The 19,264-nt window shown below is 71.5% G+C and carries 19 protein-coding genes; 9 read left to right on the forward strand and 10 right to left on the reverse strand.

Going from position 1 to position 19,264, the window contains the following annotated elements:
- Nucleotides 1-1,464: hypothetical protein (locus ASG29_RS08620; protein ID WP_055982870.1), on the forward strand; the 1,464-nt coding region annotated here is incomplete at its 5' end.
- 492 nt (nt 1,465-1,956) lie between these two features.
- Complete coding sequence (locus ASG29_RS08625; RefSeq protein WP_055985320.1) at nt 1,957-2,667, forward strand: Crp/Fnr family transcriptional regulator; 711 nt, start codon at nt 1,957-1,959, stop codon at nt 2,665-2,667.
- A 12-nt stretch (nt 2,668-2,679) separates the two neighbouring features.
- Here the strand turns inward: ASG29_RS08625 and ASG29_RS16700 are convergent, their stop codons facing one another.
- Nucleotides 2,680-2,847 (reverse strand): hypothetical protein, encoded by a 168-nt coding sequence (locus tag ASG29_RS16700; protein WP_156457955.1) that lies wholly within the window; start codon nt 2,845-2,847, stop codon nt 2,680-2,682.
- Nucleotides 2,848-3,032: 185 nt separating this feature from the next.
- Here ASG29_RS16700 and ASG29_RS08630 point away from each other — a divergent pair, with 185 nt between their 5' ends.
- The 3 genes from ASG29_RS08630 to ASG29_RS08640 all read left to right on the forward strand — a co-directional run bounded on the left by ASG29_RS08630 (nt 3,033) and on the right by ASG29_RS08640 (nt 6,390).
- Nucleotides 3,033-4,196, forward strand: coding sequence for an NAD(P)/FAD-dependent oxidoreductase (locus tag ASG29_RS08630; protein ID WP_055985323.1), 1,164 nt, complete (start codon nt 3,033-3,035; stop codon nt 4,194-4,196).
- 99 nt (nt 4,197-4,295) lie between these two features.
- Nucleotides 4,296-5,360 (forward strand): YdiY family protein, encoded by a 1,065-nt coding sequence (locus ASG29_RS08635; protein WP_235532834.1) that lies wholly within the window; start codon nt 4,296-4,298, stop codon nt 5,358-5,360.
- A 154-nt stretch (nt 5,361-5,514) separates the two neighbouring features.
- A complete protein-coding gene (locus ASG29_RS08640) occupies nt 5,515-6,390 on the forward strand; it encodes a hypothetical protein (protein ID WP_055982872.1) in 876 nt (291 codons plus the stop codon).
- 37 nt (nt 6,391-6,427) lie between these two features.
- Here the strand turns inward: ASG29_RS08640 and murA are convergent, their stop codons facing one another.
- From murA to ASG29_RS08660, 4 genes are all read right to left on the reverse strand, one after another.
- On the reverse strand, nt 6,428-7,711 hold the full coding sequence (gene murA, locus ASG29_RS08645) for a UDP-N-acetylglucosamine 1-carboxyvinyltransferase (protein ID WP_055982873.1): 1,284 nt from the start codon (nt 7,709-7,711) through the stop codon (nt 6,428-6,430).
- A 184-nt stretch (nt 7,712-7,895) separates the two neighbouring features.
- The gene (pgmG, locus tag ASG29_RS08650) at nt 7,896-9,254 is read right to left on the reverse strand and encodes a phosphoglucomutase/phosphomannomutase PgmG (protein WP_055982876.1); all 1,359 of its coding nucleotides are present in this window, start codon (nt 9,252-9,254) and stop codon (nt 7,896-7,898) included.
- Entirely contained in the window at nt 9,251-9,502 is a 252-nt protein-coding gene (locus tag ASG29_RS08655) for a J domain-containing protein (RefSeq protein ID WP_321163191.1), read from the reverse strand. Before ASG29_RS08655 ends, pgmG begins: the two co-directional genes overlap by 4 nt.
- Nucleotides 9,499-10,344 carry a division plane positioning ATPase MipZ gene (locus ASG29_RS08660; RefSeq protein WP_082515865.1) on the reverse strand — a complete coding sequence of 282 codons (846 nt, stop codon included), beginning with the start codon at nt 10,342-10,344 and terminating at the stop codon, nt 9,499-9,501. The genes ASG29_RS08655 and ASG29_RS08660 overlap by 4 nt, the downstream gene beginning before the upstream one ends.
- Before the next feature lie 69 nt (nt 10,345-10,413).
- On the opposite strand from ASG29_RS08660, the gene panC reads away from it, so the two are divergent.
- Both panC and ASG29_RS08670 read left to right on the forward strand, forming a co-directional pair.
- Complete coding sequence (gene panC / locus ASG29_RS08665; RefSeq protein WP_055982877.1) at nt 10,414-11,259, forward strand: pantoate--beta-alanine ligase; 846 nt, start codon at nt 10,414-10,416, stop codon at nt 11,257-11,259.
- Between the two features lie 109 nt (nt 11,260-11,368).
- The gene (locus tag ASG29_RS08670) at nt 11,369-11,659 is read left to right on the forward strand and encodes a hypothetical protein (RefSeq protein WP_055982880.1); all 291 of its coding nucleotides are present in this window, start codon (nt 11,369-11,371) and stop codon (nt 11,657-11,659) included.
- 5 nt (nt 11,660-11,664) lie between these two features.
- Here the strand turns inward: ASG29_RS08670 and topA are convergent, their stop codons facing one another.
- The 4 genes from topA to plsY form a co-directional block, all read right to left on the reverse strand.
- On the reverse strand, nt 11,665-14,211 hold the full coding sequence (topA, locus tag ASG29_RS08675) for a type I DNA topoisomerase (RefSeq protein ID WP_055982883.1): 2,547 nt from the start codon (nt 14,209-14,211) through the stop codon (nt 11,665-11,667).
- Between the two features lie 183 nt (nt 14,212-14,394).
- Nucleotides 14,395-14,757 carry a hypothetical protein gene (locus tag ASG29_RS08680; protein WP_055982886.1) on the reverse strand — a complete coding sequence of 121 codons (363 nt, stop codon included), beginning with the start codon at nt 14,755-14,757 and terminating at the stop codon, nt 14,395-14,397.
- Nucleotides 14,754-15,863 (reverse strand): DNA-processing protein DprA, encoded by a 1,110-nt coding sequence (dprA, locus tag ASG29_RS08685; protein ID WP_055982889.1) that lies wholly within the window; start codon nt 15,861-15,863, stop codon nt 14,754-14,756. Before dprA ends, ASG29_RS08680 begins: the two co-directional genes overlap by 4 nt.
- A complete protein-coding gene (gene plsY / locus ASG29_RS08690) occupies nt 15,860-16,429 on the reverse strand; it encodes a glycerol-3-phosphate 1-O-acyltransferase PlsY (RefSeq protein WP_235532835.1) in 570 nt (189 codons plus the stop codon). Before plsY ends, dprA begins: the two co-directional genes overlap by 4 nt.
- A gap of 167 nt (nt 16,430-16,596) precedes the next feature.
- On the opposite strand from plsY, the gene murI reads away from it, so the two are divergent.
- Complete coding sequence (murI, locus tag ASG29_RS08695) at nt 16,597-17,394, forward strand: glutamate racemase (RefSeq protein ID WP_055982893.1); 798 nt, start codon at nt 16,597-16,599, stop codon at nt 17,392-17,394.
- Nucleotides 17,395-17,446: 52 nt separating this feature from the next.
- Nucleotides 17,447-18,688, forward strand: coding sequence for a 5-aminolevulinate synthase (hemA, locus tag ASG29_RS08700; RefSeq protein WP_055982894.1), 1,242 nt, complete (start codon nt 17,447-17,449; stop codon nt 18,686-18,688).
- 1 nt (nt 18,689) lies between these two features.
- Here hemA and ASG29_RS08705 read toward each other — a convergent pair.
- Nucleotides 18,690-19,264, reverse strand: a 575-nt coding sequence (locus tag ASG29_RS08705; RefSeq protein WP_162242957.1) for a hypothetical protein, incomplete at its 5' end; no start/stop codon positions are given.

Raw genomic sequence — 19,264 nt, forward strand, 5'->3', positions numbered from 1 at the left:
GGCGCCGCGGACGTCGCCCTGCCCGAGGCGGCGGATACGGCGGCGGCGACACGGGCGCCCGACCTCGCCACCGCGCTGCGCCGTTTCCCCGGCATCAGCCGTATCCGCGTCCTGGGCGAGGGTCTGGAGCCGCGCGACCGCGAGGCGGCGCGCGGCGTGACGGTGGCGTTCGACGCGCCCGTGCCGCGTCGCGGTATCGTCGCCCTGGCGCCGCCGCCGCGCGTCGCGCCGGGGGCGGGGTTCCGCGTCGGCGGACAGGTGGCGGCGATGCCGGGCGCGCGGATCGACCTGCTCGATCCCGCGGGCCGGGTGGTGGACGGGGTCGCGGCGCGCAGCGACGGCACGTTCGTGTTGTCGGGCGCGGCGCGGGTGCCCGGGGTGGCGCTGTTCCGCGTGCGCGTGCGGGAAGGGGAAACGGTGGAGGTGCCGGTCGTCACCGCGGCGGCGCGGCCGGTACGCGTGCTGTACCTGGCGGGCGCGCCGGGGCCGGAAGCGAAATACTGGCGCCGGTGGGCGGCGGATGCGGGGCTGGCGGCGACCGTCAGCATGCCCGCGGGCGGGGGCATCGAACTGGGCGACGCTGCGCCCGCGATTACGGCGGCGACGCTGGCCCGATACGATGTGGTGGTGATCGACGACCGGCGCTGGGCCGCGCTGGGCGGCGGGGCGCGGGCCGCGCTGGCGGCGGCGGTACGGGGCGGAATGGGGCTGTTGCTGCGCGCGACCGGGCCGGTGCCCGCAGGCTGGGCGACGATCGGCGCCCCCGTCGGCGCGGCACGCGGGCAGAAGCCGGTGCGCATGGGCGGCGGCGATATGCCCGTGTCGACGCGCATTGACGTGCTGGCGCCCGACGCCATCCCGTTGGCGCGCGATGCGGCGGGGGTGCCGTTCGCGGCATGGCGCGGGGTCGGGCGCGGACGGATCGGCGTGTGGACGCTCGCCGATTCCTTCGCGCTGGTGACGTCGGGTCACGGCGCGCTGTTCGGCGAATTGTGGAGCGGCGCGATCTCCACGTTGGCGCGCGCCGATGCCGCGGTTGCGCCGACCGTATCGGACCGGCCGGTGCCGGGCGAACGGGCGGTGATCTGCGGCGCCGCGACGGTGACGGCGCCCGACGGGCGCGTCACCGCATTGTCGCCGGCGCAGGACGGGTGCGCCGCCTATTGGCCCGCGCTGCCCGGCTGGCATCGCGCCGGACGCGGCGCGGCGATGCTGCCGTTCCATGTCGCGCGGGTCGATGCGATCGCGGGCCTGCGGGCCGAGGAGCGGGCCAGCGCCACGCGGGCGATCGCGTCGTCCCCGCCGTCCGCGGTCGCGCCCCCGTCGCCGCAGCCGACCCGGCCCGGTCGCTCCTGGCCCTGGCTCCTCGCCTTCCTGGCGGCGGCGGGCGCGTCGTGGTGGTTCGAACGACGGACGGCGCGCCGCGGCCAAGTTTATTCCGGTCCGGGAGAGCCGATCCCATAGCTGGCGCATTGGGGGTGCAGAGAGGCGGTGCGATGAGCCCATCGACAGCCTACCCCCGAGCCAATGGCATGACGACGACGGTGCGCGCCCCGCCGCACCACCCGGTCCCCGGCCGTGCGTCGCCGCGCCGTGCGCCCGGCGCATCCGGCGCATCCGGCGCGCGGGGGGCGGCCGACGCCGCGCGGCGACAATCGTCGCCCCTTAACATGGATGATAGAGGTCGGACCGCTCTCGACCCTACAGCGATCCGATTGGGGCACACCGTAGTATCGCGTTCGATACGGCGCGGTGTCGGCTTGGGGAGATGACCGATCGACAAGGCGCTGACCCGTCGTCTCGGGCCGCGAAGCAATTCCGTCGCCGGGATCGACGCGGGGGGAGATCCTTCGTGAGTTCGGGCGTTTGCGACCGGCACTACTCGACACTGAACATCCCGACTTCCGCCGCTGCCGTCCGGGTGCGCGCTTCCCGGTGCGGTCCGGAGTGCCGCCCGTGACCATCGACCTGGACGGCATCACCGACAACGCCGCGCTCGCACGGCTCTGCGCGCTCGTCCCGCTGGACGAGGCCGGGCGCAATGCGGTGCGCCTGGCCAGCGAGCGATCGCGCCGCATCATGCCCCGCCGCGAGGTGCAGGTGGAGGGCAGCGCGATCCGCGAACCGCTGCTGGTCCTGCGCGGCTGGGCGGCGCGTATCCGCATCCTGAGCGACGGGCGGCGGCAGATCACGAACTTCACCCTGCCGGGCGACCTGGTCGGCCTGTATCGCCACGATCGCCCGGTCGCGTCGTCCACCATCGTCGCGCTGACCCCGGTGACGGTGTGCACGGCGCCCGATGCATCGGCGTCGTCTACCCTGGGGCAGGCCTATGCGGTCAGCGCAGCGCACGACGAGGCGTACCTGCTGGCGCAGATCGCGCGGTTGGGCCGGTTGAACGCGCACGAACGGATCGCGGACCTGTTGCTGGAATTGCTGGAGCGGCTGGGGATGGCCGGACTGGCGACGCAGGGGCGGTTCGGCCTGCCGCTGACGCAGGAAACGCTGGCGGATGCGCTGGGCCTGACGGCGGTGCACGTCAACCGCATGCTGCAACAGGCGCGCCGTGCGGGGGAGATCAGCTGGCAGGCGAAGGAGATGGTGATCCACGATCCCGCCGCCCTGGCGCGTCAGGTGGGTCGCGCGCCGGTGCAGGTCAGCGGCTGAACCGCCGCCGCGTCAGGCGGGTTCGTCGATCCTGAGCGGGTCCGGCCGCGCCGCACGGCGGGTGTAGACGTCCGCCATCGATCGATGGATCCGTGCCACCAGCGCATCGCGCGCGCCGTCCGCGCGATCATGTTCCTGCCGTGCACGGACACGGAAATATTCCCTGTCTTCCGCTGACATAAGGCGTGCCTTTCGTCCGGGGACCGCCATGATCCTGCTATGCCCGCGGGGGATTGTCCATTCCCCTTCCGACGCGGGCGACGCGGTTCGTCGCAAGCAGGGCGTCGCGGCGATCGCATCGGTCGTGCGCGTCGTTTCGGCCGGGCGGCCTTCGCATCGTGGCGCCGCTGTGGCAGGGCGGCGCGATGCGGGACATGGACGTGATCGTGTTGGGCGCCGGGGGCGCGGGCTTGATGTGCGCCGCATCCGCGGGGCGGCGCGGCCGCCGCGTGGTCGTGATCGATCACGCGGACGAGCCGGGGAAGAAGATCCTGATATCCGGCGGCGGGCGCTGCAACTTCACCAACACCGGCACGGTCCCCGAACGATATCTGTCCGCCAACCCGCATTTCGCGCGATCGGCGCTCGGCCGCTATACGCCCGACGATTTCATCGCCCTGGTCGATCGGCACGGCATCGCCTGGCACGAGAAGACGTGGGGGCAATTGTTCTGCGACGGCCCGGCCCGGGCGATCGTGGCGATGCTGCTGGACGAATGCGCCGCGGGCGGCGTGACCATCCGCCTGTCCACCGCGATCGGGGAGATCGGCCATGCGGACGGGGCGTATACGGTCGCTGGCTATCGCGCGCCCGCGCTGGTGATCGCCACCGGTGGTCCGTCGATCCCGAAACTGGGCGCGACGGGCATCGCCTACGACATCGCGCGACGGTTCGGGTTGAAGGTGGTGGAGCCGCGCCCGGCGCTGGTCCCGTTGAAATTGCCGGGCGGGGAAGCGCTGTTCCGCGACCTGGCGGGGGTGGCGACCCCGGTCGTCGCGCGTGCGGGCGGCAAGGGACGGCAGGCCGCGTTCGCGGAGGCCGCGCTGTTCACGCACCGTGGCCTGTCGGGACCCGCGATCCTCCAGGCGTCCAGCTACTGGCGGCATGGCGAGGACATCGGCATCGATTTCGCGCCGGACGCCCCCGCAGGCTGGCTGCTCGCCGCGAAGCGCGCGCGCCCGCGCGCCACGCTGGCCGCGACGCTGCCCGTGCCGACCCGGCTGGCGGACGCGCTGGGCGCGCGGCTGGGCGTGACGGTGCTGGGCGATGCGACCGACCGGGCGCTGGCGGCGGCGGAGCGGCGGCTGGCGGACTGGCGCTTCCTGCCCGACGGGACGGAGGGATACGCCAAGGCGGAAGTGACCGTCGGCGGGATCGCGACCGATGCGCTGTCGTCCAAGACGATGGCGGCGCAGCGCGTGCCCGGCCTGTACGCGATCGGCGAGGCGGTCGACGTGACCGGCTGGCTGGGCGGATACAATTTCCAATGGGCGTGGGCCAGCGGATGGGCCGCGGCGCAGGCGCTTTGACGGGCGGCCGGTGCCGTCCGCCGCAGGTCGTTGCCGCCCGGCCTTTCCGGCGGCGCGTACGGGTTGCGGCGGACGCCGGTATGATGACAGCGTGACGCGATGCTGGTCCTGACCCTTGCCGCCACGCTCGCGCTGGCCCCCGTCGCGGCGCTGCCGTCGCCCGCGCGGCAGGCCCGCACCGCGCCGTCGCGCCGCGGCCGGGCGGCGCGGCGGCGGGCCTATGCGCGGATGATCGAGGTCGACACGGTCGTCCTGGACGCGTCGGGACCGGTGCTGCTGGATCCCGATCCGGCGGACCTCATGGCGCTGACCCCGCGCATCTCGCCGCCAGAGATCCCGCCGGAAATCCGCGCCATGCTCGACGCCGCGATGCAGGACGGGGACGAACGCGCGGTCGACGCGATCACCAAATATGCGCGCGTCGGCGACCCGGCGTCGGGCGACCTGGTCCTGCGCCGCGCGACCGAGTGGCGAGAGGCGCGCGCCCGCGCGCGCGACCAGCAGGTGCGCACCGCGGGCGCGTTCCAATTGTGGCGGGGGCGGGCCGAGGCGGGGGGATTTATCGCGTCGGGGAATTCGAACGTCACCGGCCTGACCGGCGCCGTCGACCTGACCCGCGAGGGATTGCGGTGGCGCCATCGCGTCCTGGCGCAGGCGGACCTCCAGCGGACGGACGGCGTGACCAGCCGGGAACGGTACGTGCTGGGCTACCAGCCGAACTACAAGATCGACGATCGCAGCTACATCTACGGCAATGCGCAATATGAGGCGGACCGGTTCCTCGGCTACGACAACCGCTACAGCGCGTCGGTCGGGGCGGGGTACGGGCTGCTGCGCCGGTCGGGCCTGACGCTCGACCTCGAAGTGGGGCCCGCGTTCCGGCAGACCGACTTCACCGACCGGACGATGCAGAGCAGCCTCGCCGCGCGCGGCAGCATCGATTTCGACTGGACCCTGTTCAGCGGCCTGCTCTTCAGCCAGGACGCGTCGGCCTATCTGGAGCGGTTCAACAGCACGGTGCGCAGCGTCAGCGCGATCGAGGCGAAGCTGCTGGGGCCGCTGTCCGCGAAATTCTCCTACACCCTGCAATATGAAAGCCAGCCGCCGGCCGGACGGCTGACCACCGATTCGATCAGCCGCGCGTCGCTGGTCTACACGTTCTGACGACCGGTCCCGGCAACGGTTCGTCGCGATGTCGCGGGCGAACGCTTCCTTCACGGGCGAATTGATGTATCGGGCTGCGGAGACTTGAAGCGGACGTTGCCGAAATGACCCTATCCGTCCCGCGTCGCCGATCCGTTGCGCGCGGCGCGCCGCGATGACGGCGCCGTTCCTCCTCCTGCTCGCGCTCCAGGCGACGTCCCCCGCCGCGGGAGACGATATCGTCGTCACCGCGCGGATGCAGCGCGCACGCGAGGTCGTGGGGCGGCAGGTGGATGCGGTGCTGCCGCCGCTGCGCTTCGACCAGCCGCTCGCGCGTTTCACCGCGCCGGTCTGTCCCGGCGTGACCGGCTTGTCGCGCGCCTCCGCGCAGGCGGTGGTCGATCGCATCGGCGTGGTGGCGGACGAGACGGGGCTGCGCGTCGGGGCGCCGGGATGCGACCCCAATCTGGTGGTCATCGTCACGGCGGACGGGCCGGGCACCGTCCGACGCCTGATCGACCGGCGGCCGGGCAACGTGCGGGCGCAAAGCCTGGCCGATGTCCGGCGCCTGATCGCGGAACCGGGCGCGGCGCGCGGCTGGGCCGAGATCGAGACCCGCAGCCGCGACGGCGACCGCGCGGACAACGACCCGGGCGGACCGCCGACCCTGTCGGTGCAGACCGCGAGCCGTAGCGCGCTGGCGATCCGCCGCGACATCGTGAGCGCCGTCGTCGTCATCGATGCCGCGGCGGTCGCGGGCCGCGATATCGGGCAGATGGCGGATTATGCGGCCTTTCGCGCGCTCACCGACGCGCGACCCGGGAAGGGGATCGGCGACGAGACGATCATGTCCGCCTTCCTCCCCGGCGGCGATGCCGCCGCCCCGACGTCGTTGACGCCGCTGGACCGCGCCGTGCTGCGCGGGATCTACGCGGGGCAGGGCAATGTCGCGTGGGGCATCCGGCGCGGGGATATCGTACGCGCCATCGTCGCGGGCGACACCGCCGGGGCGGACCGGCCCGCTGCGGGGCGCGGCGACACGGGCGACTGAGCGGCCGACGGCGGCGGCGATCGGCCGGTCGCGGCGGTCAACCGTCCCCGGCGCGTTCGATATCCGCGCCGACCGCGCTGAGTTTCTCCTCCAGCCGCTCGTAGCCGCGGTCGAGATGATACACGCGGCTGACGCTGGTCTCGCCGTCCGCGATCAGGCCGGCGATGATGAGGCTCATGCTCGCACGCAGGTCGGTCGCCATGACGGGCGCGCCGACGAGCCGGTCGACGCCGCGCACCACCGCGGTGCGGCCGTGGACCTGGATATCCGCGCCCATGCGCGCCAGTTCGGGAACGTGCATGTAGCGATTCTCGAAAATCGTCTCGGTCAGCACGCTGGCGCCCGCGGCGCGGCACAGCATCGCCATGAACTGCGCCTGCATGTCGGTGGCGAAACCGGGGTAGGGGGCGGTCGACAGCGTCAATGGTTGCAGCTTGCCGTCGGAGGCGACGCGGATGCTGCGCTTGCCCTCCTCCACGGTCACGCCCGCGGCGCGCAGCGCGTCGAGCGTCGCGCCCATCTCCTCCGGCGCGACCTGCGTCAGTTCGATGTCGCCGCCCGCGACCGCGACCGCGCAGGCGTAGCTGCCCGCCTCGATCCGGTCGGGCATCACGGCGTAGGTCGCGCCGTGCAGATCGTCGACGCCCTCGATCTCCAGCGTCTCGGTCCCGATCCCGTCGATCTGCGCGCCCATCGCGACGAGGCAGCGGCACAGGTCCACGATCTCGGGCTCGCGCGCCGCATTCTCGATCCGGCTGGGGCCGCGGGCGGTGACGGCGGCCATCAGGACGTTCTCGGTCGCGCCGACCGACACGATCGGGAAGGCGTAGCGCCCGCCGCTCAGTCGCCCGCCGGGGGCGCGGGCGGTGACGTAGCCCGCGCTCATCTCCAGCTCCGCGCCGATCGCCTCCAGCGCCTTCAGGTGCAGGTCGATCGGGCGGTTGCCGATCGCGCAGCCGCCGGGAAGCGACACTCGCGCCTCGCCCGCGCGCGCCAGGATGGGGCCGAGGACGAGGATCGACGCGCGCATCTTGCGCACGATGTCGTAGGGCGCCTCGGTCGAGGTCAGCTGTCCCGCCCGAATCGTCATGACGCGGCCGAATTCGTTCGGGTTCGTGCCCTCGATGCTGGTGGACGCGCCGAGCTGGTTCAGCAGATGCCCGAAGCCGTCGACGTCGGCCAGCCGCGGCAGGTTGCGCAGCGTCACCGGCTCGTCGGTCAGCAATGCGCACGGCATCAGGGTCAACGCCGCGTTCTTCGCGCCGGAAATGGGCAGCTTGCCCGACAGGCGGTTGCCGCCGCGGATGAGGATACGGTCCATGGACCGGCTCTATCGAAGGCGGGGGCGTCCGCCAAGCGAGGTTGCCGTTCGTTATCGCGCGCGGAGCGACGCGGGGCACATCGTCATGCCGGGCTCGTCCCGGCATCCACCGCGCCGCACCTCCGCCGGGTTGAGGCGCGGACCCCGGTGGACCCCGGCACAACGCCGGGGTGACGGAGGGACGTCAACCCGGTGCGACGAACCCGTGCGCCGCCAGATGATCCGTGACGCGTGCCAGCCCTTCCGCATCCCGTGCCTCCGCACGCAGCGTCAGCGCGGCTTCGGTGTTCGAGGCGCGCAGCAGCCACCAGCCGTCGGGGGTGGTGACGCGCACGCCGTCGGTCAGGTCGATCGCGGCGCCCTCGCCGCGCAACCGGTCCACCAGCGCCGCGACGGCCGCCTGCTTCTCGCCCTCCGCCACCGGCACGCGCCATTCCGGCGTCGCGCAGCGCGGGGGCAGCTGGTCGCGAAGCTCGGCAAGGGTCGTGCCCGATACATGGACGGTCTGGATCAGCCGCACCGCGGCGTAGAGCGCGTCGTCGAAGCCGTACCAGCCGTCGCCGAAGAAGATGTGGCCGGACAGTTCGCCGCCGATCGGCGCGCCGGTTTCCTGCATCAGCGCCTTCATGTGGCTGTGTCCCGTCCGCCCCATCACGACGCGGCCGCCCAGCGTCTCGATCCGGTCGAACACCGCCTGGCTCGACTTCACGTCCGCCACGATCGCGGCCCCGGGAAAGCGGGCGAGAAGAGGCTGCGCCAATATGGCGAGAATCTCGTCCCCCCACAGCACGCGTCCCAGCCCGTCGACCAGCCCGATGCGGTCGCCGTCGCCATCGAAAGCCACACCGAAATCGAGCCGCTTGTCCGCGACGAGCCGCTTCAGGTCGGTCAGGTTCGCCTCGATCGTGGGATCGGGATGATGATTGGGAAATTCACCGTCGACATCGGCGAACAGCAGGTGATGTTCACCCGGCAGTCGCTCGACCAGTTTTTGCAGCGCCGGTCCCGCAGCGCCGTTGCCCGCGTCCCAGCCGATCCGGAACGCGCCGCCGGCATAGCCCGCCATCACGCGCCCGACGTAATCGTCCCCCACGTCGGCGTCGGTGACGATGCCGTCGCCCACGCTCCAGTCGCCCGCGGCGGCGATCGCGGCGAGATCGCGGATGTCGTCGCCGAAGAAGCTGGCGCGGTGCAATACCAGCTTGAAGCCGTTGTCCTGCTTGGGATTGTGGCTGCCGGTTACTTGGATGCCGCCATCCACTTCTAGCGTGTGCGCGGCGTAATACAGCATCGGCGAGGGGCAGAGGCCGATGCGGACGACGTCCACCCCGCCCGCGGCGAGGCCGGCGACGAGCGCGGCCTCCAGCATCGGCGAATGCGTCCGCCCGTCGTAGCCGACCGCGACCCGCCGCCCGCCCGCGCGGCGGATGCGCGTGGCGAAACTGCGCCCGACCGCGTGCGCGTCGGCGGCGTGCAGCGTCCGTCCGACGGTGCCGCGGATGTCGTAGGCACGCAGGATGTCGGGCGCGAAATGGTGGCTCACTCGCCGATCCGGGCCAGCAGCATGTCGCGTGCGGCGTTCAGCCGGCGCGCCTCCTCGCCCGATCCGCCCCGATCGGGGTGCGCGTCTGACATCAACCGGCGATGCGCGGCGCGGATGTCCGCGGCGTCCGCGCGTGCCCCGACGCCCAGCAGCCTGCGCGCGGCGACGGCGGGATCCTTTACCTTCGGCTTGGCGAACACGCGCCAGGCGATCCAGATCAGGACGGCCGCGACGATCCACTTCATCATGCCGCCGGTGCCGCCATCAGGGGAGCCGCGGGTTCGGGCAGGGACAGCCCGCCCATCATCTCGCGCAGTTCCTGCCGCGCGGCGACGTGGCTCAACCCCATGCCGCCGATCGCCTTGGCATCCAGCAGCGTCAGGCCGCTGGGGAAGAGTTCGCGATAGATGACGCGTTCGCCAAGGCCGGGGATGATGCGGAAACCGACGCGGCGCGACAGCTGCGTCAGCGCCTCCTGCACCCGGCGCATGTTGCGCGCCTCCAGATATTGAAGGCGGTTGCGCAGCACGACCCAGTCGATCGTCGCGCCGTCCTCCTTCGCGCGGGCCTTGCGCGCGTCCCAGATCAGCTCCGAATAGAAGCTGGGCCGCGTGACCTGGAAGGTTTCGGGATCGACCTGCCCGATCAGGTCGAAATCGACGAAACTGTCGTTCATCGGCGTGACCAGAGTGTCCGCGATCGCCGCCGCGGTGCGCGCGCACGGATCGTCGCGCCCCGGCGTGTCGATGACCAGGAAATCCGTGGCGCCCATGAAGCGCTGGAACAGTTCGGCGAAATTCCCGTCGGCGCGGCCGTCGCCCGTGGCGTGGTCGGGCAGGGGCAGGTCCAGTTCCCGCTTCTTCGCCGTCGCCTCGCGATTGTCGAGATAGCGGCCCAGCGTCCGCTGGCGATGGTCCAGATCGATGCACGCGACGCTCGCCCCCTTCGCCGCCAGCGCGATCGCGACATGGACCGCGGTCGTCGACTTGCCCGTGCCGCCCTTTTCGTTCGCGAAGACGATGACATGGGTCTTCAGCGGGAATTGGGTCTTTATGGGACTGTGTGGGACACCTTCGGGCAACGCGTTCATATCCCCTGTTGATCGCTTATCCCCCCATCCATAGAAGCCCGGACGCCGAGTTTCGAGGGGTTACGCGCGTTGGAGGTATTTCGGGAACTCGCGGGCCTGCGGGCCGCACTGGCGTCCGCGCGCGCGGACGGACGGGAGATCGCGCTGGTCCCCACGATGGGCGCGTTGCACGTGGGGCATATCGCGCTGATCGAGGCGGCGCGGCGTCCCGGCGCGTGCGTCGTCGCATCGATCTTCGTCAACCCGCGGCAGTTCGGCGCGAACGAGGACCTGTCGCGCTATCCGCGCAAGGAGATGGGCGACATCGCCATGCTGACCGAGGCGGGATGCGACGTCGTGTGGCTGCCGCCGGTGGAAGCGATGTACCCGGACGAATTCGCCACCAACGTGTCGGTCGCGGGCGTCAGCGACGGGCTGGACGGCGAAGCGCGGCCGGGACATTTCGACGGCGTCGCCACGGTCGTGGCGAAACTGTTCAACCAGGTGTCCCCGTCGCGCGCCTTTTTCGGGGAGAAGGATTTCCAGCAGCTGGCGGTGGTACGCCGGATGGCCGCGGACCTCGACTTCGACGTCGAGGTGATCGGCGTGCCGACGCAGCGCGACGACGACGGCCTCGCGCTGTCCAGCCGCAACGTCTACCTGGACGAGGAGGAGCGCGCGAAGGCGGTGGCGTTGCCGCGCGCGCTGGGACAGGCGGCGCGGGCGATCGCGGGCGGCGGGGCGCCGGAGGAGGCGCTGGCGGATGCGCGCGCGGCGCTGGTCGCGGCGGGCTTCGCGGTCGATTACGTGGAACTGGTCGATGCCGACACGCTCGCGCCCGATCCGCCCGCGGACCGGCGGCGGCAACTGGTCGCCGCGGCGCGGCTGGGCAGCACGCGGCTGATCGACAATCTGGCGGTTTCCCCCATCGTCTGACGCGCTTGCGACGTTGGTCTTAGTCACCACGGCCGGTTAACCGCGTTAACCATTTGGTGATGCGAATCGGTCGATGGTCCCCTTCTCTTGAGGAACGGGGGGCTGACCGATGGAACTGACGATGGAACGCGCGAAGTACGATCGACAGGTGGCGGTGGCGTCGCGCGGCGATGCGGCGGCGGCATTCGACCTGGGGGTCGCGCATTCGACCGGCACCCGCGGCGCCGACGTCGACCTGATCGCGGCGCACCGATGGTTCAACCTCGCCGCCGCCTGGGGCCATGAGGACGCGCCGGGTGCGCGCGCCGACGTCGCCGACGAACTGACCGCGCGCGAGATATCGATCGCGCAGAAGGCCGCGCGCGAAGTGCTCGCCGGCCTGGCGCGCAAGGCGGCGTAGGCCGCCTATTCCTTCTCCTGCGCCGCGGCCTTCTTCTTCGCCGGCGCCTTCTTCGCCGGTGCCTTCTTCTTCGCGGGCGCCTTCTTCTTCGCCTTCGGCGGCGCCGCGGCGGCGCGGGCGTCGATCAGCTGGACCGCCTCCTCCAGGGTCAGGTCGTCGGGTGCGACGGTCTTGGGCAGGGTGGCGTTGGTCGTGCCGTCGGTGACATACGGGCCGTAGCGCCCCTCCATCAGCTTCAGCGCCGCCTCCGTCCGCGGATGCACGCCCAGTTCCTTCAACGGCGCGCGCGCCGCGCCGCGCTGCGGGCGCCCGCCGCCCGCCGCCGCCTCCGCCAGCTTCACCACCGCGGCGTTCATCCCCGTCTCGAACACGTCGGCGGTCGAGGTCAGCCGCGCATATTTGCCCGCATGCGACAGATAGGGGCCGTAGCGCCCGATCGCGGCGGTGATCGGGTCGCCCGTTTCCGGATGCGCACCGATCTCGCGCGGCAGGCTGAGCAGCTTGAGCGCCCATTCCAGGTCCAGCTCGCCGATATCTTTCGGGATCGAGGCGCGCTTCGCCTCCTTGCCCTCGCCCAGCTGGATATAGGGGCCGAACCGACCCGACTTGCGCTCCACCGGCAGGCCGGTGGCAGGGTCGTTGCCGAGCGTCTCGGGTCCGCTGTCCCCTTCCGCGGCTTCCCCCCCCTGGGCGAAGCGGCGGGTGTATTTGCAGTCGGGATAGTTGCTGCACGCGATGAACGCGCCGTACCGGCCACCGCGCAACGCCAGGCTGCCGTCGCCACAGGACGGGCAGGCGCGCGGATCGGTGCCGTCCGCCTTTTCGGGGAACAGATAGGGCGCGAGGAAGGTGTCGAGCGCGGCGGTCACCTCGCTCGGCTTCTGCTCCATCACCTCGTTCGTCCGCGGCTTGAAATCCTTCCAGAAGGATTCCAGCACCGCCTGCCACTCGGCACGGCCGCCGGACACGTCGTCCAGCTCTTCTTCGAGTCCCGCGGTGAAATCGTAGCCGACGTATTTCTCGAAAAAGCGTTCGAGGAACGCGGTCACCAGCCGTCCGCTCTCCTCCGCGAAGAAGCGGTTCTTCTCGATCCGCACATAGGCGCGGTCCTTCAGCGTCTTGATGATCGAGGCGTAGGTGGAGGGGCGGCCGATGCCGAGTTCCTCCATCCGCTTGACCAGAGTCGCTTCGGAAAAGCGCGGCGGCGGCTGCGTGAAATGCTGTTCCGCCTCGACGCTCTTCTTCGCGGGCGCATCGCCCTCGCGGACGCGGGGCAGGCGCTTCGCATCCTCGCCTTCGGTGTCGTCCTGCCCCTCCTCGTACAGCGCGAGATAGCCGGGGAACAGGACGACCTGTCCGGTGGCGCGCAGGACGTTGCGGCCCGTCCCGTCCGCCATGTCGATCGTCGTGCGCTCCATCCGCGCCGACGCCATCTGCGACGCCAGCGCGCGCTTCCAGATCAGGTCGTACAGGCGGGCGTGGTCGCCCGATCCCACCTTGTCACGGCTGAAGTCGGTCGGGCGGATCGCCTCGTGCGCTTCCTGCGCGTTCTTCGCCTTGGTCTGGTACATCCGCGGCTTGTCGGGGACATAGCCGCCGTCGTAGCGGTTGGCGATCGCGGCGCGCGCGGCGGAGATGGCGCTGTGGTCCATCTGCACGCCGTCGGTCCGCATGTAGGTGATCGCGCCGTCCTCGTACAATTGCTGCGCGATCCGCATCGTGTGATCGGCGGAGAAGCCGAGCTTGCGCGACGCCTCCTGCTGCAACGTCGATGTCGTGAACGGCGCGGGCGGGTTGCGCGTCGCGGGTTTCGTTTCGACCGACTGGACGGTGAAGCGGCCTTCCTCCACCGCGGTCTTCGCCTTCGTGGCGTCGCCCTCGTTCCCGATCGACAGGCGGTCGAGCTTCTTTCCGTCCCACTGCACCAGCCGGGCGGCGAAGGGCGTGCCGTCCTGCTCCATCTGCGCGGTGACGGACCAATATTCCTGCGCGCGGAACGCCTCGATCTCGCGCTCGCGCTCCACGATCAGACGCAGCGCCACCGACTGCACGCGGCCCGCGGACTTCGCGCCGGGCAGCTTGCGCCACAGAACGGGGGACAGCGTGAAGCCGACGAGGTAGTCCAGCGCGCGGCGGGCGCGGTAGGCGTCGATCAGGTCGGTATCCAGCTCGCGCGGCGCCTTCATCGCGTCGGTCACGGCCTGTTTCGTGATGGCGTTGAACGTCACGCGCTCGACCGCTTTGGGCAGCGCCTTCCGCTTCGCCAGCACTTCCTGCACGTGCCACGAGATCGCCTCGCCCTCGCGATCGGGATCGGTGGCGAGGATCAGGCGGTCGGCGGTCTTGGCGAGGTCCGCGATCGCCTTCAGCTGCTTGGCCTTGTCGGCGTAGTTTTCCCATTCCATCGCGAAGCCGTCGTCGGGATTCACCGACCCGTCCTTCGCGGGAAGATCGCGGACGTGGCCGTAGCTGGCGAGGACGCGATAATCGGCGCCGAGATACTTTTCGATGGTTTTCGCCTTGGCGGGCGATTCGACGATGACGAGCTGCATATGCGCCTAACTGGGAAGCCTTACGTGTACGCGCGAGGGTGGGATGCCCTGCGGGGCGGCGTCAAGCGGGCCGCGAATGTTGCGAATGTTGAGGCGCCGACGCGTTTTCGCGCGAATGTTTAGGGTATCCGACCATCCGTCGATCCCTGTCACGAAACCGCGATGTAGGACAGTGGCCGCCGGTCAGCCGGCGCGGCGCGGCGTCGCGCGCCACGCCAGCAGGAAGCCGATGCCCAGCACCGCGTCGATCGCGGCGAACAGGGCGGTGGAGGCAGGGACGGTGCCGCGCGCCACGAGCAGCAGGGCGGGAATCGTGAACGCCGCCTTTTCCGCCACCGCGGCCAGCATGACGGGGCGATAGCGCACCGGGTCGCCCGCGATGATCCAGAACAGCGCGTGGAAGGCCAAGGCGGTGCCGACGAAGGCGTAATGCGGCAGCGCCGCCGCCCCGGCGGGCGCGCCGAACGCCGCCCCCGTCAGCGCGACGACGCCGTAGATCGTGGCGATGCGGAACCAGAGGGGGACCCAGCGCGGGGCGTTCGTCATCGGTCGTTTCCTTCATGCAGGCTGACGCGCCCGCCGGCATGGCGTTCCAGCCGCCCCGCGAGTTCGAGTTCGAGCAGGACGATCTGCACCGCGGACGGCGCGAGGCCCGACTGGCGCACCAGTTCGTCCACGGGCACCGGCACCGCGCCGAGCAGCGCGGCGAGGCGGCGGCGTTCCGCGTCGGTCGCGTCCTGCGGCGGGCCGGCGTCCCAGCGCGCGGCGGGGGCGCGGACCGCGCGGGGATCGATCGGGCGAAGCAGTTCCATCACGTCGTCCGCATCCTGGACCAATGTGGCGCCGTCGCGAATCAGGCCGTTGCAGCCCGCGGCGCGCGGATCGGACGGGTGGCCGGGCACCGCCATCACCTCGCGCCCCGCCTCGCCCGCCAGCCGCGCGGTGATGAGCGAGCCGGAGCGGGGCGCGGCCTCCACCACCAGGGTGCCGAGCGAGAGCCCTGCGATGATGCGGTTGCGGTGCGGGAAATGGCGCGCGCGCGGTTCCACGCCGGGGGGCATTTCCGCCACCAGCAGGCCGTCGGCGGCGATGCGATCCTGCAACGCCGCATTCTCGGGCGGGTAGACGACGTCGATGCCGCCCGCGATCACCGCCACGGTGGCGGGCATCGCGCCGTGGTGCGCGGCCGAATCGATCCCGCGGGCGAGGCCCGACACGACCGTCGCGCCGCGCGCCGCCAGATCGTGCGCCAGCGCCCGCGCGAAGCGGCACGCCGCGGCGCTGGCGTTGCGCGCGCCGACCATCGCGACGGCGGGGCGCGCCGCCAGCGTCGGGTCGCCGCGCACGGTCACGACCGCGGGGGCGTCGTCCAGTTGCGCCAGCAGCGAGGGATAATCGGCATCGTCGAGGAACAGGTGGCGCGCGCCGAGGCGGGCGACCGTCTCCACCTCGCGCGCCGCCGTCGCCGCATCCGGTACGACCGGGCGGCCGCCGCCGCGACGCGCCAGGTCGGGCAGCGCGTCGAGCGCCGCGGCGGGCGTGCCGAAACGGGCGAGCAGCTGGCGATAGGTGACGGGGCCGACGCCCAGGGTGCGGATCAGCCGCAGCCGGTCCAGCCGGTCGGTCGCCCGGTCCGTCGCGACCCCGCTCACGCGTCGGCGGAGCGGCCGACGCGCGGCTCGGTCCCGTCGACCAGTCGCGCGATATTGGCGCGATGCTTCCACAGCACGATGCCCGCCAGCGCCATCAGCAGCGGCACGAGATCGAACGCATCGGTCATCGCCGCGGCGACGGGGGCGGAGATCGCGGCGATCATGCCCGCGAGCGAGGAAAAGCGGGTCAGCGCCAGCAGCCCGAGCCACACGATCGCGAACACCAGCCCCAGCGGCCAGTGCAGCGCCAGCACGATCCCCATCAGCGTCGCCACGCCCTTGCCCCCGCGAAAGCGCAGCCACACGGGATAGCAATGGCCGATCAGCGCGCCCGCCGCGGCGAGCGGCTCTTCCCCCGGGAAGATCGCATGGACGATCACGACGGCGGCGAACCCCTTCGCCAGGTCCAGCAGCAAGGTGGCGGCGGCCAGCCCCTTGCGCCCCGTGCGCAGGACGTTGGTGGCGCCGATATTGCCCGATCCGATGGTGCGCAGGTCGCCCGCGCCGAACGCGCGCGTCAGGATGATCCCGAACGGAATCGATCCGAGCAGATAGCCGATCAGCAACGCCGTCGCCGGCGCGGTCCAGACGATCCCTGTCGACAGCTTCCGTTCCCCCTTCGTGCCGCTTCTAGCCGATCGGATCGGGACGCGCCACTAATCTGCGTCAATCGGTCCGGCGCGCCCCCGCGGGGCCCGTTGCGGGGGGCGCGGCGCGATCGTAGGGCGGCGCGATGACGTGCGCGCGGCCGGTCCTGTTCTTCGATTCCGGTGTCGGCGGCCTGTCGGTCGTCGCGCCGACGCTGGCGCTGATCCCGACCGCGCCGGTCGTATATGTCGCCGATTCGGCCTTCTTTCCCTACGGCACGAAGGCGGAGGGCGAGATCGCGGCGCGCGTGCCCGCGTTGCTGGGGCGGCTGGCGGAGCGGTACAATCCGCGCCTGATCGTCATCGCGTGCAACACCGCGTCGACGATCGCGCTGGGCGCGGTGCGCGCGGCGCTGGACGTGCCGATCGTGGGAACGGTGCCCGCGATCCGCCCCGCCGCGGCGATCAGCACGACGCGCACGATCGGCGTGCTGGGCACCGCGGCGACGGTGCGGCAGCCGTATGTCGACGACCTGGTCGCGCGATTCGCGGCCGATTGCACCGTCCTGCGCTACGGCTCCGCCGCGCTGGTCGAGCTGGCGGAGGCGGCGCTGGCGGGGGAGGCGCCGTCGCACGATGCGGTCGCGGCCGAACTGGCGGGGCTGTTCGGGCAGCCGGGGGGCGAGCGGATCGACGTGATCGTCAACGCGTGCACGCATTTCCCCCTGCTGGAAGGCGACATGGCCGCGGTCGCGCCGCCGGGGGTGCGGTTCGTCGACGGCGGGCCGGGGATCGCGCGGCGCGTGGCGCACCTGACGCAGGGGCAGGCGTGGCCCGACGCGGCGACGCCCGCGCGGCTGGTCTTCACGCGGGCGGGGAATCGCGAACGCGCGATCGCCGCGACGCTGGCCGCGCGCGGCTTCGCGGCGCCCGAGACATTATGACCATGCAAATCCGCTGGTTTTCCGTGCCCGTCGCGCGTACATACCCGCGCCCATGAGCACCGATATCGTTGCGCGACCGCTCGACTACTCGCGCGTCTTCACCCAGGCGATCGACCGGCTTCACGCCGAGGGCCGATATCGCGTGTTCATCGACATCCTGCGCAACAAGGGGGCGTTCCCCAACGCGCGCTGCTTCGCAGGCCACAACGGGCCGAAGCCGATCACCGTCTGGTGTTCCAACGACTATCTCGCGATGGGCCAGCATCCCAAGGTCATCGCGGCGATGGAGGAGGCGTTGCACGACGTCGGCGCCGGATCCGGCGGCACGCGCAACATCGGCGGGAACACGCATTACCACGTCGACCTGGAACATGAGCTGGCCGACCTGCACGGCAAGGAAGCGGCGCTGCTGTTCACCAGCGGCTATGTCTCGAACGAGGCGACGCTGCACACGCTGGCCAAGGTGCTGCCCGGCTGCATCATCTATTCCGACGAATTGAACCACGCGTCGATGATCGCGGGCATCCGCAATTCGGGCTGCGAGAAGCGCGTGTTCCGGCATAACGACGTCGCGCATCTGGAGTCGCTGCTGGCGGCGGACGACCCCGCGGTGCCCAAGCTGATCGCGTTCGAGAGCGTGTATTCGATGGAGGGCGACATCGCTCCCATCGCCGCGATCTGCGACCTGGCCGACAAGTATAATGCGCTGACCTATCTGGACGAGGTCCATGCCGTCGGCATGTACGGCGCGCGCGGCGGCGGGATCAGCGAGCGCGAGGGCGTGGCGCACCGGCTGACCATCATCGAGGGGACGCTGGGCAAGGCGTTCGGCGTGATGGGCGGGTATATCGCCGCGGACCGCACGATCGTGGACGTGATCCGCAGCTATGCCCCCGGCTTCATCTTCACCACGTCGCTGTCCCCCGTGCTGGTCGCGGGCGTGCTGGCCAGCGTCCGCCACCTGAAGGCGTCGAGCGTCGAGCGCGAGGGGCAGCAGGCCGCGGCGGCGACGCTGAAGGCGATGCTGCGCGACGCGGGCCTGCCGGTGATGGCGGGGGAGACGCATATCGTGCCCGTCATGGTCGGCGATCCGGTGAAGGCGAAGAAGATCAGCGACATCCTGCTGGCCGAATACGGCGTGTACGTGCAGCCGATCAATTACCCCACCGTGCCGCGCGGCACCGAGCGGTTGCGCTTCACCCCCGGCCCCGCGCATGACGAGGGCATGATGCGCGATTTGACGCGCGCGCTGGTGGAGATCTGGGGCCGGCTGGAATTGCGCGCCGCGGCCTGAGTCAGGCGAAGGTCGCGACCGGGGGGCGACCCTTCAGGTACAGGTCCGCGGCGGCGGCGGGGTCCAGCCCCATCGCGACCAGATCGCCGATCCGGCGCAGCGCGTAATGCGCGCCCGCCGCGCCGCCCTCCGCGATCCCCGGCGTCAGGAAATGGCGCGTCGCGACGACCCAGCCGCGGTCCTGCCGCGCCATCAGGCCGCGGCGTTCCAGTTCCACCGCATGGCGCCACGCGGTGGCGTAGGGGATCGCCAGCGTCCGCGCGACCATGGCCAGCGACGCGGGCGCGCGCAGCTCGTCGGTGACGTAGTCGATCCCGAACTGCGCCGCGGCGGCGCTGTCCCAGGTGATGTGGCGCGTGTTGACGACGCAGATCGCGCTCCACAACGCCATCGACGTCCAGTCGCCCAGCGTGCCGCGCAGCGTTTCGAACGGCAGCAGGTCGATATCCAGCGCGGTGCCCAATATCGCGGACAGCGGCGGCGCCCCGGGCGCGCCGCGCGGCCGGGGCAGCAGGGACAATGCCGCGAAATCCTCCACCAGCCGGATCAGCAGGTCGTGCGACGCGGTATAGAAGG

Origin of the sequence: Sphingomonas sp. Leaf412, from assembly GCF_001425405.1 — a bacterium.
Taxonomy (GTDB): domain Bacteria; phylum Pseudomonadota; class Alphaproteobacteria; order Sphingomonadales; family Sphingomonadaceae; genus Sphingomonas.

Excerpts from the sequence above, each read along its gene's own strand:
- ASG29_RS08680 (WP_055982886.1), bottom strand. The coding sequence starts at position 14,757 with ATGACGAACGCCCCGCGCTGGGTCCCCCTCTGGTTCCGCATCGCCACG.
- hemA (WP_055982894.1), top strand. The coding sequence starts at position 17,447 with ATGAGCACCGATATCGTTGCGCGACCGCTCGACTACTCGCGCGTCTTC.
- ASG29_RS08630 (WP_055985323.1), top strand. The coding sequence starts at position 3,033 with ATGCGGGACATGGACGTGATCGTGTTGGGCGCCGGGGGCGCGGGCTTG.
- ASG29_RS08640 (WP_055982872.1), top strand. The coding sequence starts at position 5,515 with ATGACGGCGCCGTTCCTCCTCCTGCTCGCGCTCCAGGCGACGTCCCCC.
- ASG29_RS08635 (WP_235532834.1), top strand. The coding sequence starts at position 4,296 with ATGCTGGTCCTGACCCTTGCCGCCACGCTCGCGCTGGCCCCCGTCGCG.
- topA (WP_055982883.1), bottom strand. The coding sequence starts at position 14,211 with ATGCAGCTCGTCATCGTCGAATCGCCCGCCAAGGCGAAAACCATCGAA.
- ASG29_RS08670 (WP_055982880.1), top strand. The coding sequence starts at position 11,369 with ATGGAACTGACGATGGAACGCGCGAAGTACGATCGACAGGTGGCGGTG.
- murA (WP_055982873.1), bottom strand. The coding sequence starts at position 7,711 with ATGGACCGTATCCTCATCCGCGGCGGCAACCGCCTGTCGGGCAAGCTG.
- ASG29_RS08655 (WP_321163191.1), bottom strand. The coding sequence starts at position 9,502 with ATGATGAAGTGGATCGTCGCGGCCGTCCTGATCTGGATCGCCTGGCGC.
- murI (WP_055982893.1), top strand. The coding sequence starts at position 16,597 with ATGACGTGCGCGCGGCCGGTCCTGTTCTTCGATTCCGGTGTCGGCGGC.
- ASG29_RS08660 (WP_082515865.1), bottom strand. The coding sequence starts at position 10,344 with ATGAACGCGTTGCCCGAAGGTGTCCCACACAGTCCCATAAAGACCCAA.
- ASG29_RS16700 (WP_156457955.1), bottom strand. The coding sequence starts at position 2,847 with ATGTCAGCGGAAGACAGGGAATATTTCCGTGTCCGTGCACGGCAGGAA.